The organism is Phenylobacterium sp. (assembly GCF_036677185.1).
In the GTDB taxonomy this organism is placed as follows: domain Bacteria; phylum Pseudomonadota; class Alphaproteobacteria; order Caulobacterales; family Caulobacteraceae; genus Phenylobacterium.
This window is the reverse complement of sequence record NZ_JAKFEN010000012.1, coordinates 95,450-109,536: the sequence shown is the minus strand read 5'-3', so window position 1 is coordinate 109,536 and position 14,087 is coordinate 95,450. Positions and strand designations below refer to the sequence as shown.

The following is a 14,087-nucleotide window of genomic DNA, read 5'->3' as shown; positions in this document are numbered from 1 at the left end:
CCACGGAAGCAAACGCCCTGCTCAGAGCGCCCGGACGGTGGCCTCGATGAAGCCGCCGCCCAGCACCCGGTCGGGCGCCTCGGGGGCGTAGAGCACGCAGGCCTGGCCGGGGGCGACGCCCTCCTCCGGCTCGCTGAGCGCCACGCCGGCCACGCCGTTCTCGAAGGTCAGATGCCCCGGGACCGGCTCGCGGGTGGAGCGCACCCGGGCCAGGACCGGGCGACCGGCGGCCTCGCCGATCGTGCCGGTCTCGCCCAGCCAGTTGGTTTCCTTGAGCGTCAGCGCGCGGGTCAGCAGGGCCTCGCGCGGCCCGACCACCACCTGGCGCGCTTCCGCGTCGATCCTGACCACGAACAGCGGATCGCCCACGGCGATGTTCAGGCCCCGGCGCTGGCCGATGGTGTAGCGGGTGACGCCCTCGTGGCGGCCCAGCACCCGGCCGTCCATGTGCACCACATCGCCGGGCTCGGCCCCATGCGGGCGCAGGCGGTCGATCACCGTTGTGTAGCGGCCCTCCGGCACGAAGCAGATGTCCTGACTGTCGGGCTTGTCGGCGGCGGCCAGGCCCAGTTCGGCGGCCACCCGGCGCACCTCCGGCTTCGGCAGTCCGCCCAGCGGGAAGCGCAGGAAGTCCAGCTGGTCGCGCGTGGTGGCGAACAGGAAGTAGCTCTGGTCGCGCGCGGAATCTGCGGCCCGGCGCAGCTCCGGCCCATCCACGCCCTCGGCGCGGCGCACATAGTGTCCGGTAGCCATGGCCTGGGCGCCCAGCTCGCGGGCGACGTCCAGCAGGTCGCGGAACTTCACCGTCTGATTGCAGCGGATGCAGGGGACCGGCGTCTCACCGCGCAGATAGGCGTCCGCGAAATCCTCGATCACCTGCTGCTTGAAGCGGCTCTCATAGTCGAGGACGTAATGGGGGATGTTCAGCGCGTCGGCCGCCGTGCGGGCGTCGTGGATGTCCTGGCCCGCGCAGCAGGCGCCCTTCTTCTGCACCGCCGCCCCGTGATCGTAGAGCTGCAGGGTGACGCCGACCACGTCGTAGCCGGCCCGCGCGAGCAGCGCCGCGGTCACTGTGGAATCCACCCCGCCGGACATGGCCGCGACCACGCGCGCGCCGGCGGGCAGGCCCACGGCGGCCCGGGCGGCTTCGACGGCGCTGTCGGCGAAGGGGGCGTTCATGGGCTGCTATGTAGACGCTGCCGGTCGGCATTGCGAGATGCGCCTGGACTGTGAAATGTCGGTCGGCCGGCCGAAAGTCATGGCGAAAGCGTGATCGTCGTCATTCTTGCCTGGGTGTATGATTGGCAAGTCGTCGGAGAGTAGAGGTCAGGACCACCGACGACTGAGAGCTGTGCTCCCACCTGTCTTTTGGAAGGGATGCGCCAATGACTTCGTACCGCCTCTATGTCCTGGGTCCGCAAGAACGCATTTGGGACGCGCGCGAATTGCAGTTTTCCGACGACGAGGCCGCGCTTGCCCAGGCTGACGCCCTGCGGCAGGAGAATTGCGCCGTCGAGGTCTGGACCGGCGAACGCCTGGTCGCCCGCCTCGGCGCGGAGTTCAATCTGTAGAAGCCTTACGGCTGCAGCACGTTCAGCAGCGAGCTGTTCTGCAAGGTCAGGAAGACCTGTGACGCCGCCTGGACCGACAGCTGGGCCTGCTCCAGGGCGCTGATCGCCAGCGTCATGTCGGCGTCGGTGATCTCGCCCATCATCCCCTGCAGGCTGTCCTGCCGTGAAACCAGGTCCTTCTTCACCGACTCCACCCGCTTCTGGACCATGCCGTTGCGCGCGGTTTCGTTGATGATGTCCTTGTGGACCGTATCCCAGGTCGCAAGGATGCCCTCGAGGAAGGTCTGCTGAGCCGTGGTCAGCTCGCCGGTGAACGGCCCCGAGCCGCCTTCCTCGAACACCTGGATGTCCTTGAACGCCTGCAGCAGGTCGGTGCCGATATTGTCGGCCAGCAGGCCGGTGTTGACCGTGGTGGAGTCGTCGATCTTGGCTTGAGTGATGAAGTCGTCGTTCTGGAAGAAGTCCGAGATCAGCGGCGTTCCGGGATTGGTCAGGTCCGCCATCGCGGTGGCGGTGACCGGCAGGGTGTCGATCTTGCCGCCGGCGAACAGGTATTTGCCGCCGTAGCGGGCGTTCATCCCCTCGACGCCGTTGCGGAAGTAGCCCCGGATGTCCTGCATCAGGGTGTCGGCGCGTCCGGAGGCCAGGGACTCGGCGATGGCCTGGCGGACCCCGTCGGCCGACTCGGCCACCTGGTTGAGGCCGAAGTCCTGGGTGGTCAGCTTGTCGGAGATCAGCTTGTTCTGCTCCAGATAGCCGCCCAGGCGCACGTCGATGGACCGCATGGCGGTCAGCATGTCGGCGTTGCGCGAGAAATCCTTGAGATCGCTGCCCTTCTTCTGGGTCGCGACCTGGTTGCCCGCCTCCATCTGCCGCTGCTGGGCGGCCATGATGTTGGAGAGCACCTGGTTGTAGTTGCCGGTCGTGGAAACGCGGTTCATGGCGTTGGCCCTAGATCATGTTGGTCAGGACATCGAACATGTCCTTGGCGGCCTGGATCATCCGGGCCGAGGCGTTGAAGGCTTGTTGATAGGTGGTCAGCCGGACGAGCTCTTCGTCGATATTGACGCCCTCAACCGACTGGCGGCGCGCCATGGCCTCATTGGAGACCGACTCGGCGCTCTGTTTGCGGGTCTCCGCGCCCTGGGCCTGGCGGCCGATCGAGCCGCCGAACTCCGAGGCGTAGCGCGACACGGTCATGGTCACCTTGCCGAGCTCGCCCGCGGCGCTGAAGTCGGTGGTCACGTCACCGGCGGCGGCGATCAGCCGTGCGCCGCGACCGTCGCCGGCGGTGACCGCCGGCTGGCCAGCGGCCACCGACAGATCGAGGGTGGCCAGGCTGAGTTTCATCGGATTTGAGGTCAGCGCCGGATCGACCTTGTAGCGGCCGGCGCGCCCGGCGCGCTCCACCGTGCCCAGGCCGAAGAGCTGGCTCATGGACGGCCCGCCCACGCCGCGCTCGGTCAGGTCCTGGGTCACCGAAAGGTTGGCGTTCAGCGGAGCCGATCCGGCGAAGGACAGCGCGCCCTTGCTGTCCAGGGAGAACGACCCGTAGAGCCCGACGCCTGTGGTGGGGTCGTTGAGCGCGGTCAGCAGGTTGGCCATGGTGGTCCCCGCCGGCACGGCGACGGAGACGTCGCGGATCGGCTTGCCGTCCTCCTGGGCCAGGCGGAAACTGATGGTGTCGCCGGGGGTGAAGCCGTGCGGATCGGTGCTGGCCAGGCTGGTGTCGTAGGTGCCCGTCCCGTCGGTGCGGATCAGGTCATTGAGGCCGAAGAAGTGCGAGAAGGCTCGTCCCGACTTGTTCGACGTGCCCTCGTCGATGGCCAGGCCGTTGGTTCCGGCCGCCGTGAGGCTCAGGGCGCCATTGGTGAAGGTCGCCGTCGCCGCCCCGCCAAGGGCGCCGTTCAGGCTGGCCAGGAACGTCGCGGGGGTGAAGGCGCCGCCGGGCGTCATGGTCATGGCGTCGAAGTCGATGCTCACCGAGCTCTGCGCGACGCCGGACTGGTTCAGGATGGCGATCCGCGTCTGGCCCGTGAAACCGCCGACCGCGGTCGGTAGGTCCAGGCCTGTGTTGCGCCCGGTCATCACCTTCGGCGGCGGAATGGCGGCCGACTTGTTATGGGCGGCGTTGATCTGCTCGGCCGCCCGGCTCATGAACTCGCCCAGCTGGTCCTGCATGCCGGGCAGGATGTCGTCGCGCAAATCCATCAGCCCGCGGATACGGCCGCCGGTCATGGCGATGGGCTGGGCGAAACCGAGTCCGTTCGACGGCTCGACGGCGATATAGCCCTTGGTGGCGTCGGTCCGGTTGTAGCTGAGCTTGGCGGCCTGGCCGTCCCCCGCCAGCATCAGGCCCTCGGCCGAGCGGATGGTGACCCCGCCGATGGCCTTCTGACCCACCTGGATGTTCATCATGGTGGCCAGTTCGTCGACCAGCTGGCTCTGGATGTTCTCCGAGCCCGAGGAGTCGGCGTTGGCCAGCTTGGCGCGGCTGATGTCGGAATTCAGCCGGTTGATGGTTTCCAGCAGATCGTTGGCGCGATCCACGTGGGCCTTGACCTGGGCGTCGACGGTCTTGCCGAGGTCGCTGAACTGGCCGCCGATCCGGGCGCCCTCGTTCATTATGTCCTGAACCTTCGACAGCGCCTGGCTTCGGAGCAGCGACGAGGACGGGTCGTCGGCGGCCTGGGAGAAGGCGCTGAACACGTCGTCCAGGCGGCTGAAGAAGAAGTTGTCGCCCGAGGGGTCGCCGAACAGGCTCTGGGCGTTGTCCAGGTACTGCGAGACCACGTCCCAACGGTTGGCGTCCGACGACGCCGCGAGCGTCGCCATCTGCAGGTATTGGTCGGTGACGCGTTTGACGCCGGATATCTCGACGCCCATCCCCATGCCGCCGACCACCAGCGGCTGCTGGTCGACCGTCTTGCGGACGTAACCGGGCGTGTTGACGTTGGCGATGTTGTCGGAGACGGCGCGCAGGCTGACCTGCGAGGCCAGCATGCCCGATGAGGCGGTCTTGAGAACGGTCGTCAGCGACATGGCTTAACCCTCGCCTCGGCAAAGGCTGTCACCCGACCCGGCGGAATCTGCCGGGACATTGGTGAACGCCCGCGCGAGGACCCGCAAAAAGTACAAATTTTTCAACGCCGTCCCTTTCGGGGTCCAATGATGTCGCGGAACACGGCGCAAGACCGGCGCCACATCGCGAAGGCAGCGCCCGGCAAGGCTCGTCGGAGCAGGCTCCAGGGCGGCAGGGACGACCTATCGCCACGTTCGCGCCCGGCAAAAAGCGCCCCGAGGGCCTGACCACCTCTCGTCTCTGAAATAAACTTTCTGATGTTTTTTCAATGTGTTGATTGGAAATTTCCAATGTGGCGCAAAGGTTGCTCCGAACCTGCCGAATGAACGCGGCGCAGGAAGCGCTCCCTTCGATCACGGCCCACCCTGTTCTGGGCCGACCCTGGAAGTCATGACAGCGCCGCTGCTCAACCTGCCCCCCACCAGCCCGGCCGCCGGAGCCGCCGGCGCATCTGCGTCCGGCGCCTCGGCGCAGGGCGCGGCGGCGGGTTTCCAGGTCCTGCTGGCGGCCTTCTTCGGCGCCCAGGGCGAGGGCGACGCCGCGACCAGCCTGTTTGGCGAGACCGACGGATCCAAGGAGGAGACCGCGCCCGGCGAGGCCGTCCCCGTCGACGCCTCCCTGGTCCCCAGCGCCAATGCGGACGCCCTGGCCTTCGCCGCCCAACTCGCCGCGCCGGCCGTTCAGACCGCGCCGCAGCCGACATCCAATACGGACGGCCAGGCGCCCGCCGCGGCCCCGGTCTTCGCCCCGATCGCGCCGCCGGCCGCCGACGGCCAGGCCGCGAAGACCGCGCTCGACGCCGCAGCGGCCGCCAAGCCAGCGAAGACGTCCGAAACCGTCCTGGCCGAACCGCTCGCGCCGGCCCCCGCCGCGGAAGATGTCGCGACCCCCGCCTCGGCCAAGGCCCCGGTCCAGCCGGAGACCAAGCCCGACCTCGGCCGGACACCGCCGTCGACGGGTCTCAACGCCATGCCCAGGCCCGCGGAGGCCCCGGCGCATGCGGCCAAAACCGTCCCGCCGCAGCCGCAGCCGCTGCCGATCACCACTGCGGCCGCGTCCGCCCCGACCGAAATCGTCACGGCCGAGGCCGCCGCCGAATTCGCCCCCGTGACCGAGTCCGGCAAGGAGAAAGCGACCCCCGGCGCCAAGGCCGCGGAGTCGGCGCGCAAGGGCGCGCCCGCCAACGCCGCCGCCCCGGTCTCCGATCCTGATGCGCCCACCGCCGTCGTCGCCGCGGCCGACGCCGCCAGCCTTGGCGACGATACGTCGGCCACCAGCCAGGACGACGTCGCCACGCCCTCGACGGGCAACGCCAAGCCGGAGCCGGCCAAGGCCAACGCCGCCGACGCCCAGGCGGCGGGACCAGCCGCTCCGGCCCATGCCTCCGCCCAGGCTCAGGCCCACGCCTCGATCCACTCCGCGGTCCGCGGTTCGCCCGAAACCGTCGCCAACCTCGCCGCTCAAATCATCCAGAAGCTGGACGGCCGCTCGACCCGCTTCGACGTCGAGCTCAATCCCATCGGCCTCGGCCAGGTGAACGTCGCCGTCGAGATCGCCGCCAACGGCAAGATGACCGCGGCCCTGTCCTTCGAGACCCAGCATGCCGCCAACGAGTTGCGTGGCCGTTCGGCCGACCTGCAGCGCGCGCTGGAGCAGGCCGGGTTCGACGTGTCCGGCGGCCTCTCCTTCGACGTCGCCGGCGACGGCCGCTCGGCCTGGGCCGACCAACAGCAGCAACAACAACAGCAGCAGCAAGCCAACGGCGCCTGGCGCGGCCGGGCCTTCCAGGCGGTGCTCGGCACAGCCGGCGACGCGGCCGATCTCGCAGCGGCCAGCGCCCTCAACCCTCAACGCCGGACCCGTTCCGGCGTCGATGTGAAAGTCTAGGAGCCAGCCATGGCCGTCGACGCAGCAGCATCCACCGGCACGGGATCCACATCGGCCACCGGCCGCACCCGGCTCACCGAGAGCTTCGACACCTTCCTGAACCTGCTCACCGCGCAGATCAAAAACCAGGATCCGCTGTCGCCGATGGACTCGACACAGTTCACCCAGCAACTCGTGCAGATGACCGGGGTGGAGCAGCAGCTCCTGACCAACGATCTGCTGGAGAAGCTGGTGAGCAACACCGGCTCGGGCATCCAGACCGCCGTCAGCCTGATCGGCCGCGAGGTGCGCGCCGTCAGCGCCGACGCCAAGCTGACCGCCGGAAAGGCCGAGTGGAACTACAAGCTCGACCGCGAGGGCTCCGACGTCACCGTCGAGGTGCTCAACAGCTCGGGCAAGGTCGTCCAGGTCGTCAAGCCAACGGACAACGCCGCGGGCGACCACACCTTCAGCTGGAACGGTAAGGACCGCACGGGCGCCCAGCTGCCCAACGGCGGGACCTACACCCTGCGCATCACCGCCAAGGATGGAACGGGCGCGACCGTTCCCTCCACCGTCTTCGTCAAGGGCGTCGTCACCGGCGTCGAGCAAGTCGACGGCAAGACCCTGATCACCGTCAACGGCGTCCAGATCGGCTGGGAGAAGGTCACCTCGATCAAGCAGCCGGAAGAGACCGCCGAAACCGAAACCGAAACCGACACAACCCCGGAACCCGAGCTGGCCGCCTAACGGCGCGCGGGCTCCCCTGAAGACAACGAAAGAAGGCAAGAACCCATGAGCATCAACAGCGCCATGCTCGCCGGCGTGTCCGGCCTGGTCTCCAACTCGTCGGCCTTGGCGGCGATCTCCGACAACATCGCCAACGTCAACACCACCGCCTACAAGCGCAACCAGGTGAACTTCGCCAACGTGGTGACCGCCCAGGCGGTCAAGGGCCGCTACTCGGCCGGCGGCGTGCAGGCGGTGACCCGCCAGTTCGTCAGCCAGCAGGGCCTGATCCAGAGCGCCAACTCGCCGACCGACCTCGGCATCTCGGGCGACGGCTTCTTCATCGTCACCGACAAGGGCCCGGGCCTCACCTCGGCCGACGCGCGCAAGTTCACGCGCTCGGGCTCCTTCAGCGTCGACGCCGACGGCTACATGGTCAACGACGCCAAGCTCTACCTGCAGGGCTGGCCCTACGCCTCGGACGGCACGATCAACGTCAACCCGTCCGACCTGAACCTGATGGAGTCGATCAACGTCAAGAACCTGGGCGCGGCCGTCGCGGCGACCCAGAACGTGATGATCAACGCCAATGTCAACAAGACCCAGGCGATCTCGGCCGGCGAGGCGACCTATAACGCCGCGACCCGCTCCATGGCCGACTGGGCCGTCAACCAGAACCCGGCCACCGGCACCCAGCCGGACTTCACCCTCGAGATGAACGTGATCGACTCGGTGGGCGCGACCCACAAGTTCGCCGTGTCCTTCCTCAAGAGCGACACCCCGCCAAACTCCTGGCACTCGGAAATCTACGCCATCCCCGCCACCGACGTGACCGCCGGCCCGTCCGGACAGGTGGCCGCCGGCCTGACCATGTTCACCGCCGACGGCGCCTTCGACCTAGCCAACACCACCCTGTTCGGCGCGCTCGGCGCCGCGGCCGAACTGAACTTCGCCGCTTCCGGCGCGGTCACGACGCCGCGCTGGGCCAACGCGCTCGGCATCTCGGCCTCCTCCATCGACCTGGACCTGGCCAAGCTCACCCAATACGCCTCGGCCTCCACCGTGAACGCGGTGAACTCGGACGGCGCCAATGTGGGTAACGTCGTCGGCGTGGAAGTTTCCGAGGACGGCATCGTCTCGGCCATCTTCGACAACTCTGAAGTTCGCAAGATCGCCAAGATCGGCCTGGCCACCTTCCCCAATCCGGATGGGTTGTCGCCGGTCAGCGGCAATGCATATCGGCCGACGATTCCCTCAGGCGAATTCGTGATCAAGGAACCGGGGGTCGGTGGAGCGGGTGAAATCGCCGCCTCTACCCTGGAAGCGTCCACCGTCGACCTCTCGGCGGAGTTTACAGGACTGATCACCACTCAGAAAGCTTACTCGGCCTGCTCCAAGATTATCACCACCGCTGACCAGATGTTGGATGAACTCATCAACATCAAGCGGTAATTCTTGGCGTTAACCACCCTTAACACTGGTTGACAACTTAGACTGTATCAAATTCGTACACGGGGATCGAATGCGCAACCATTCCTTTACTATCGTGATTCACCGGATGTTATGTCCCGGTGGTTACGTTCAATCCGAACAGTGATGGTCGGAAGGGCGTAAAGCCATGTTGCAGCAACAGCAAACGCGCACGAACAGCCGCGGCGAGCCCTATGTCATCGGCCCCACGGGCGCGCCCCTGACGCTGAGCGATCTGCCGCCGGTCGACACCGGGCGTTGGGTCATCCGGCGCAAGGCCGAGGTGGTGGCCGCCGTGCGCGGCGGCCTGCTCACCCTGGACGAGGCCTGCGAGCGCTACTCCCTGACCAACGAGGAATTCCTCGCCTGGCAGAAGTCGATCGACCGCCATGGCCTGGCCGGCCTGCGCACGACGCGGTTGCAGCAGTATCGCTGAACCCTGAATCCCCCCAGACGAAGGTTCGCGAGATCGCGGCCGCGCTGTCCCCCAGCGCGGCCGTTTTCGTTTTCGCCCCGATATATCGCCCTGGACGTGTGCGGACACCAAGACTAACCTGGCCGGGAATATGCTAGGGGGGATTGCATGGTCGGCGCTCCAAACCCGGGCCAGAGCTCCGTCGTCGAGGCGATCCAGAAGAGCGTCACCGCCGTGACCCTGGTGGTCGGCGCAGTCGTCAGCCTCAACACGTTCCTGACAAGCTGCACCGCGCAGAAGATCACTGACTACGGCGACTTCCGAAAGGCGGTGGCCGCCGAGGAGACCTACTGGAAGGGCCTCTACGCCGACTACGAGACCACCTTCACCGGCGACTACAAGACCGATCAGGCGCGCCGCGACGCCAAGCTGTTCGTGATCTCCCAGCTCACCGAGCACGTCGTGCCGGACTTCGCCGAGTACAAGGTGCCGGAACCGCTGAAGGCGCAGGCTCAGAGACAGTTCGACACCTACCGCGTCGGACTGCGCCAGATCCTCAAGAACCCGGAGACCAGCAGCCCCACCGTCGTGGCCAAGCTGCAGGCCCAGGCCCAGGCCCAGGCGGACGCCGCCGTTCCACGGCCGGCCGACGGTTCCGTGGCCCCCATAGCCGAACAGGCCGCGGTCGCCGAGGTGGCGCCGGGCCAGACCGCCACGCCCAGCCTCGACACGGTGGTGCTCTCCCAGGGCCGGGCCCAGGGCTGGGACATCGACGTCTTCTGGTGCCAGGGCCCGAGCGGAGAGACGTCCAACTACGTGACCGCCAGCACGGTCGCCAATATCCTGGCCAGCAGGGCCAAGGCCGGGGAGGCGCTCGACGCGGCCAAGGCGGTGACCCTGGGGCGGGTGCGTCTGCGCCCGCTGTCGACGACGCTCAACGGTCGGGCGGGCTACAACGCCAGCGGCTACCAGATCCGCTTCGAGCGAGCGGCGGCCGGCGAACCCGCCGCCGCCACAGCGGTGCTCGCCCTGGTCAACAGTTCCCAGCCCGCGGCGTTCACGCCCTATACGGTGGGCAACAAGACGCCGTGGTACCTGAGCATGTTCGTCTGCGGCCCGATCACCCCCGCGCCCGCGCTCACCGCGCTGCAAACGGTCCAGCCGGCTCCGCGACCTTCCGCACCAGCACGATGATCCGCTCGCGTTCGCCGGCGCGCCGCTCCACCAGCAGCCGCGCCACCTGGGCGTCGTCATGGAAGGCGTAGCCCTTGATCGCGTCGAGGATGGCCTTGGCGAGGTTGTCGAGGTCGATCCAGGGTGGATCGCCGACATATTCCATCACGATGTCGACGGCGAACTCGCCCCAGGCCGGGCGCGAGCCGCGCCAGGCCTTGCGGAAGAACTCGTAGATCAGCGGCTTGTAGTATTTCGACTGGGTGGTCAGCCCCTCGACCACCACCTCCATGAAGCCGTCGCCTTCGCGGGCGCGCACCTTGCCGTGCTGGGTCCAGGTCTCGTCCATATCCGTCCATAGTCCGGCGCCGCCTTGCAGTCTCCCGCCCGTTCGCTAAACCGGCCCGGAGATTTTCGCCGGAGATGAGACCATGAGCGCGACCCGCACCGAAACCGACACCTTCGGCCCCATCGAGGTCGCGGCGGATGTCTATTGGGGCGCCCAGTCGCAGCGCTCGATCGGCAACTTCAAGATCGGCTGGGAAAGGCAGCCCAAGCCGGTGATCCGCGCCCTGGGCATCGTCAAGCGCGCCGCGGCCGAGGCCAATATGGAGCTCGGCAAGCTGGACCCGAAGATCGGCGCCGCCATCGTCGCGGCCGCCCAGGAGGTGATCGACGGCAAGCTCGACGACCATTTCCCCCTGGTGGTCTGGCAGACCGGCTCCGGCACCCAGTCGAACATGAACGCCAACGAGGTGATCTCGAACCGCGCCATCGAGATGCTGGGCGGGGTGATGGGCTCCAAGTCGCCCGTTCACCCCAACGACCACGTCAATATGAGCCAGTCGTCCAACGACACCTATCCGACGGCCATGCACATCGCCTGCGCCGAGCAGGTGGCCAAGGAGCTGATGCCGGCGCTCGAGCACCTGCATGCGGCGCTGAAGACCAAGGAAAAGGCCTTCGCCCACATCATCAAGATCGGCCGCACCCACACCCAGGACGCCACGCCGCTGACCCTGGGCCAGGAGTTCTCAGGCTATCGCCAGCAGCTCGCCAACGGCGTGCGGCGGATCAAGGACACCCTGCACGGCCTTTACGAGCTGGCCCAAGGCGGCACCGCGGTCGGCACCGGCCTCAACGCCCCGGTTGGCTTCGCCGAGCTGGTGGCCAAGAAGATCGCCGACATCACCCACCTGCCCTTCATCACCGCCCCCAACAAGTTCGAGGCCCTGGCCGCCCATGACGCCATGGTGTTCAGCCACGGGGCGATCAACACCATGGCCGGCAGCCTGTTCAAGATCGCCAACGACATCCGGTTCCTGGGCTCGGGCCCCCGCTCGGGCCTGGGCGAACTGGCCCTGCCGGAGAACGAGCCGGGCTCCTCGATCATGCCGGGCAAGGTCAACCCGACCCAGTGCGAGGCGCTGACCATGGTCTGCACCCAGGTGTTCGGGAACAACGCGACCCTCACCTTCGCCGGCGCCTCGGGCCATTTCGAGCTGAACGTCTTCAACCCGGTGATGGCCTACAATTTCCTGCAGTCCTGCCGCCTGATGGCCGACGCCGCGGTCAGCTTCACCGACAACTGCGTGGTCGGCATCGAGGCCCGCGAGGACAACATCAAGGCCGCGCTCGAGCGCTCGCTGATGCTGGTGACCGCGCTGAACGGCAAGATCGGCTACGACAACGCCGCCAAGATCGCCAAGACCGCGCACAAGAACGGCACAACCCTGCGCGAGGAAGCCGTCGGCGGCGGCTATGTGACCAACGAGGAGTTCGACGCCCTGGTCCGCCCGGAGAAGATGATCTCGCCGGGGTGAGGCCCTACATCCGCCGGCTGACGGCGAAGTCGGCCAGGTCTTCCAGGGCCGGTCGCCAGGAATTGTTGGCGGCGAACTCGGCGAGCTGGGTCTTGGCGGCCACGGCGTAGTCGCTGGCCAGGTCCAGGGTGGCGTCATCGGCGCCGGACGAGGCGATCAGGCCGGACGCGCGCTCGAAGTCGCCGTCCTGCTGGTCCAGCCGGTCCACCGTGCGCTGCCAGAACGCCGCCTCGGCCGGGCCGGTGCGGGCGATGGCCAGCAGCAACGGCAGGGTGGCCTTGCCTTCACGGAAGTCGTCGCCGGGGTTCTTGCCCAGACCCTTGCTGGTCCCGCTGTAGTCCAGGGCGTCGTCGACCAGCTGGAAGGCCAGGCCCAGGTCCTGGCCGAACCGGCGTAGGGCCTTGCAGCGCGCGGGGCTCGCCCCGGCCGAGACCGCCCCAGCCTCGGCGGCGGCGGCGAACAGCTCGGCGGTCTTGGCGGTGATGATCTCGAGATACAGATCCTGGCCCAGGTTCAGGTCGTGGGCGCGGGTGAGCTGCAGCACCTCGCCCTCGGCGATCACACGGCTGGCGCGGGCCAGGATCTCCAGGGCCTGCATGGAGCCGGCCTCGACCATCAGTTCGAAGGCCCGGGCGAACAGGAAATCCCCCACCAGCACGCTGGCCGGCGCGCCCCAGATCAGGTGGGCGGCGACCTTGCCTCGGCGCAGCTGGGAAGAGTCGACCACGTCGTCGTGCAGCAGGGTGGCGGTGTGGATGAACTCCACCGCAGCGGCCAGTTTCAGACAGGCGTCGTCCTGGGCGCCCGACACCCGGGCCGCGGCGATGGTCAGCAAGGGACGCAGACGCTTGGCCGAGCCGCCGATCAGGTGTTCGGCGAGGGCCGGGATCACCGAAACCGGGCTCTGCATCCGGTCGCGGATCAGCGCGTCGACCTTGTCCATGTCCGGGCGCGCGAGCTCCAGCAGCCCGTCGATCGAGGCCGGCTTTTCGCGGGAAATGGCGGCGCTGGCTGCGTCCAACTGCGTCTAACTCCTGTGCAGCCTGACGATGCGGGGAGGCGTCGTCATTTGCCGGGGACAATGGTCACGCGATAGGGCACGGTCAAGGCGGGCCTTGGCCCTCTGCGCCGAGCCATGGAAACCACGCCACACTCTTCCCCGACCAAGCCCCCCTCCGAGGATCGCCTGCTGGGCGGCCGGGTGCTGTTGCGCCAGGCGCTCGGCGGCTATCGGGCGGGCCTGGACGCCGCCCTGCTGGCCGCCGCCTGCGACGCCGCTGAGGGCGCTCGGGTGCTGGAGGCCGGCTGCGGGGCCGGGGGCGTCTTGCTGCCCGCCGCGGTCCGCCGTCCGGGCGCCCGCTTCACCGGCCTGGAGCGCGACGCCGCGGCGGCGGCCCTGGCCCGCGAGAACGTCGCGGCGAACGGCCTCTCCGGCCGGGTCGCAATCCTGGATGGCGACGTCGCCCGCCCCTTCAAGGCGCTCGACCTAGCGCCTTTCGACGCGGTGATGGCCAACCCGCCCTTCTTTGACGATCCCGCCGCCCTGCGCGCGCCGGCGCCGGCCAAGCGCGACGCCTGGATGGCCGATGGCGGGCTCTCCACCTGGACGGGTTTCCTGCTGAAGGCGGTGCGCGAGGGCGGGACCATCACCCTGATCCACCGCGCCGACCGGCTGGCCGACATCCTGGCCCTGCTGGCGCCCAAGGCCGGCTCCTTCCAGGTGCGCCCCGTCCACCCCCATGCCGACGCCCCGGCCAAGCGGGTCCTCGTCCGGGCGATCAAGACCGGCAAGGCGCCGCTGCAGCTCCTGCCGGCCCTGGTCCTGCACCCGCGCGAGGGCGCCAAGCACACGGCCGAAGCCGAAGCGATCCTGCGCGGCGAGGCGGATCTGGCCTGGCGCTGAGCCATCCCCCAATTCGATTCATCCCCGCGAAAGCGGGGATGAATGGAGGGTAGGG

General features: G+C 68.2%; 13 protein-coding genes. 8 read left to right on the top strand and 5 right to left on the bottom strand.

Features of this window, described 5'->3' with window-relative positions; translation table 11 throughout:
- Positions 1 to 21: 21 nt before the first annotated feature.
- Positions 22 to 1,179: a tRNA 2-thiouridine(34) synthase MnmA gene (mnmA, locus tag V6M51_RS02015; protein WP_332764190.1), complete on the bottom strand. Its 1,158-nt coding sequence runs from the start codon at positions 1,177 to 1,179 to the stop codon at positions 22 to 24.
- A 206-nt stretch (positions 1,180 to 1,385) separates the two neighbouring features.
- On the opposite strand from mnmA, the gene V6M51_RS02010 reads away from it, so the two are divergent.
- Positions 1,386 to 1,571, top strand: coding sequence for a hypothetical protein (locus V6M51_RS02010; RefSeq protein WP_332764188.1), 186 nt, complete (start codon positions 1,386 to 1,388; stop codon positions 1,569 to 1,571).
- 5 nt (positions 1,572 to 1,576) lie between these two features.
- Here V6M51_RS02010 and V6M51_RS02005 read toward each other — a convergent pair whose 3' ends face one another.
- Together V6M51_RS02005 and flgK are read right to left on the bottom strand one after the other, a co-directional pair.
- Positions 1,577 to 2,512 carry a flagellin gene (locus V6M51_RS02005; protein WP_332701624.1) on the bottom strand — a complete coding sequence of 312 codons (936 nt, stop codon included), beginning with the start codon at positions 2,510 to 2,512 and terminating at the stop codon, positions 1,577 to 1,579.
- A 10-nt stretch (positions 2,513 to 2,522) separates the two neighbouring features.
- The gene (flgK, locus tag V6M51_RS02000; protein WP_332764186.1) at positions 2,523 to 4,613 is read right to left on the bottom strand and encodes a flagellar hook-associated protein FlgK; all 2,091 of its coding nucleotides are present in this window, start codon (positions 4,611 to 4,613) and stop codon (positions 2,523 to 2,525) included.
- Positions 4,614 to 5,043: 430 nt separating this feature from the next.
- On the opposite strand from flgK, the gene V6M51_RS01995 reads away from it, so the two are divergent.
- From V6M51_RS01995 to V6M51_RS01975, 5 genes are all read left to right on the top strand, one after another.
- A complete protein-coding gene (locus tag V6M51_RS01995; protein ID WP_332764184.1) occupies positions 5,044 to 6,540 on the top strand; it encodes a flagellar hook-length control protein FliK in 1,497 nt (498 codons plus the stop codon).
- Positions 6,541 to 6,549: 9 nt separating this feature from the next.
- Positions 6,550 to 7,269 carry a flagellar hook assembly protein FlgD gene (locus tag V6M51_RS01990; RefSeq protein ID WP_332764182.1) on the top strand — a complete coding sequence of 240 codons (720 nt, stop codon included), beginning with the start codon at positions 6,550 to 6,552 and terminating at the stop codon, positions 7,267 to 7,269.
- A gap of 45 nt (positions 7,270 to 7,314) precedes the next feature.
- Positions 7,315 to 8,700, top strand: coding sequence for a flagellar hook protein FlgE (locus V6M51_RS01985; RefSeq protein ID WP_332764180.1), 1,386 nt, complete (start codon positions 7,315 to 7,317; stop codon positions 8,698 to 8,700).
- A gap of 166 nt (positions 8,701 to 8,866) precedes the next feature.
- On the top strand, positions 8,867 to 9,154 hold the full coding sequence (gene sciP, locus V6M51_RS01980) for a CtrA inhibitor SciP (protein WP_332764178.1): 288 nt from the start codon (positions 8,867 to 8,869) through the stop codon (positions 9,152 to 9,154).
- A 147-nt stretch (positions 9,155 to 9,301) separates the two neighbouring features.
- Positions 9,302 to 10,327 carry a hypothetical protein gene (locus tag V6M51_RS01975; protein ID WP_332764176.1) on the top strand — a complete coding sequence of 342 codons (1,026 nt, stop codon included), beginning with the start codon at positions 9,302 to 9,304 and terminating at the stop codon, positions 10,325 to 10,327.
- Here V6M51_RS01975 and V6M51_RS01970 read toward each other — a convergent pair.
- Complete coding sequence (locus V6M51_RS01970) at positions 10,272 to 10,655, bottom strand: RusA family crossover junction endodeoxyribonuclease (RefSeq protein WP_332764175.1); 384 nt, start codon at positions 10,653 to 10,655, stop codon at positions 10,272 to 10,274. The genes V6M51_RS01975 and V6M51_RS01970 overlap by 56 nt on opposite strands.
- 82 nt (positions 10,656 to 10,737) lie before the next feature.
- On the opposite strand from V6M51_RS01970, the gene fumC reads away from it, so the two are divergent.
- Entirely contained in the window at positions 10,738 to 12,129 is a 1,392-nt protein-coding gene (gene fumC, locus V6M51_RS01965) for a class II fumarate hydratase (RefSeq protein WP_332764174.1), read from the top strand.
- 4 nt (positions 12,130 to 12,133) lie between these two features.
- Here fumC and V6M51_RS01960 read toward each other — a convergent pair whose 3' ends face one another.
- On the bottom strand, positions 12,134 to 13,150 hold the full coding sequence (locus V6M51_RS01960) for a polyprenyl synthetase family protein (RefSeq protein ID WP_332764172.1): 1,017 nt from the start codon (positions 13,148 to 13,150) through the stop codon (positions 12,134 to 12,136).
- Positions 13,151 to 13,264: 114 nt separating this feature from the next.
- Between V6M51_RS01960 and V6M51_RS01955 the strand changes: the two genes are divergently transcribed.
- Positions 13,265 to 14,032 (top strand): tRNA1(Val) (adenine(37)-N6)-methyltransferase, encoded by a 768-nt coding sequence (locus V6M51_RS01955; protein ID WP_332764171.1) that lies wholly within the window; start codon positions 13,265 to 13,267, stop codon positions 14,030 to 14,032.
- The last annotated feature ends 55 nt before the right edge of the window (positions 14,033 to 14,087 follow it).

Coding starts and splice junctions, on each gene's coding strand:
- V6M51_RS01955 (WP_332764171.1), top strand. CDS start 13,265: ATGGAAACCACGCCACACTCTTCCCCGACCAAGCCCCCCTCCGAGGAT.
- V6M51_RS01995 (WP_332764184.1), top strand. CDS start 5,044: ATGACAGCGCCGCTGCTCAACCTGCCCCCCACCAGCCCGGCCGCCGGA.
- V6M51_RS01985 (WP_332764180.1), top strand. CDS start 7,315: ATGAGCATCAACAGCGCCATGCTCGCCGGCGTGTCCGGCCTGGTCTCC.
- V6M51_RS02005 (WP_332701624.1), bottom strand. CDS start 2,512: ATGAACCGCGTTTCCACGACCGGCAACTACAACCAGGTGCTCTCCAAC.
- V6M51_RS01990 (WP_332764182.1), top strand. CDS start 6,550: ATGGCCGTCGACGCAGCAGCATCCACCGGCACGGGATCCACATCGGCC.
- flgK (WP_332764186.1), bottom strand. CDS start 4,613: ATGTCGCTGACGACCGTTCTCAAGACCGCCTCATCGGGCATGCTGGCC.
- fumC (WP_332764174.1), top strand. CDS start 10,738: ATGAGCGCGACCCGCACCGAAACCGACACCTTCGGCCCCATCGAGGTC.
- mnmA (WP_332764190.1), bottom strand. CDS start 1,179: ATGAACGCCCCCTTCGCCGACAGCGCCGTCGAAGCCGCCCGGGCCGCC.
- V6M51_RS01970 (WP_332764175.1), bottom strand. CDS start 10,655: ATGGACGAGACCTGGACCCAGCACGGCAAGGTGCGCGCCCGCGAAGGC.
- V6M51_RS01975 (WP_332764176.1), top strand. CDS start 9,302: ATGGTCGGCGCTCCAAACCCGGGCCAGAGCTCCGTCGTCGAGGCGATC.
- sciP (WP_332764178.1), top strand. CDS start 8,867: ATGTTGCAGCAACAGCAAACGCGCACGAACAGCCGCGGCGAGCCCTAT.
- V6M51_RS02010 (WP_332764188.1), top strand. CDS start 1,386: ATGACTTCGTACCGCCTCTATGTCCTGGGTCCGCAAGAACGCATTTGG.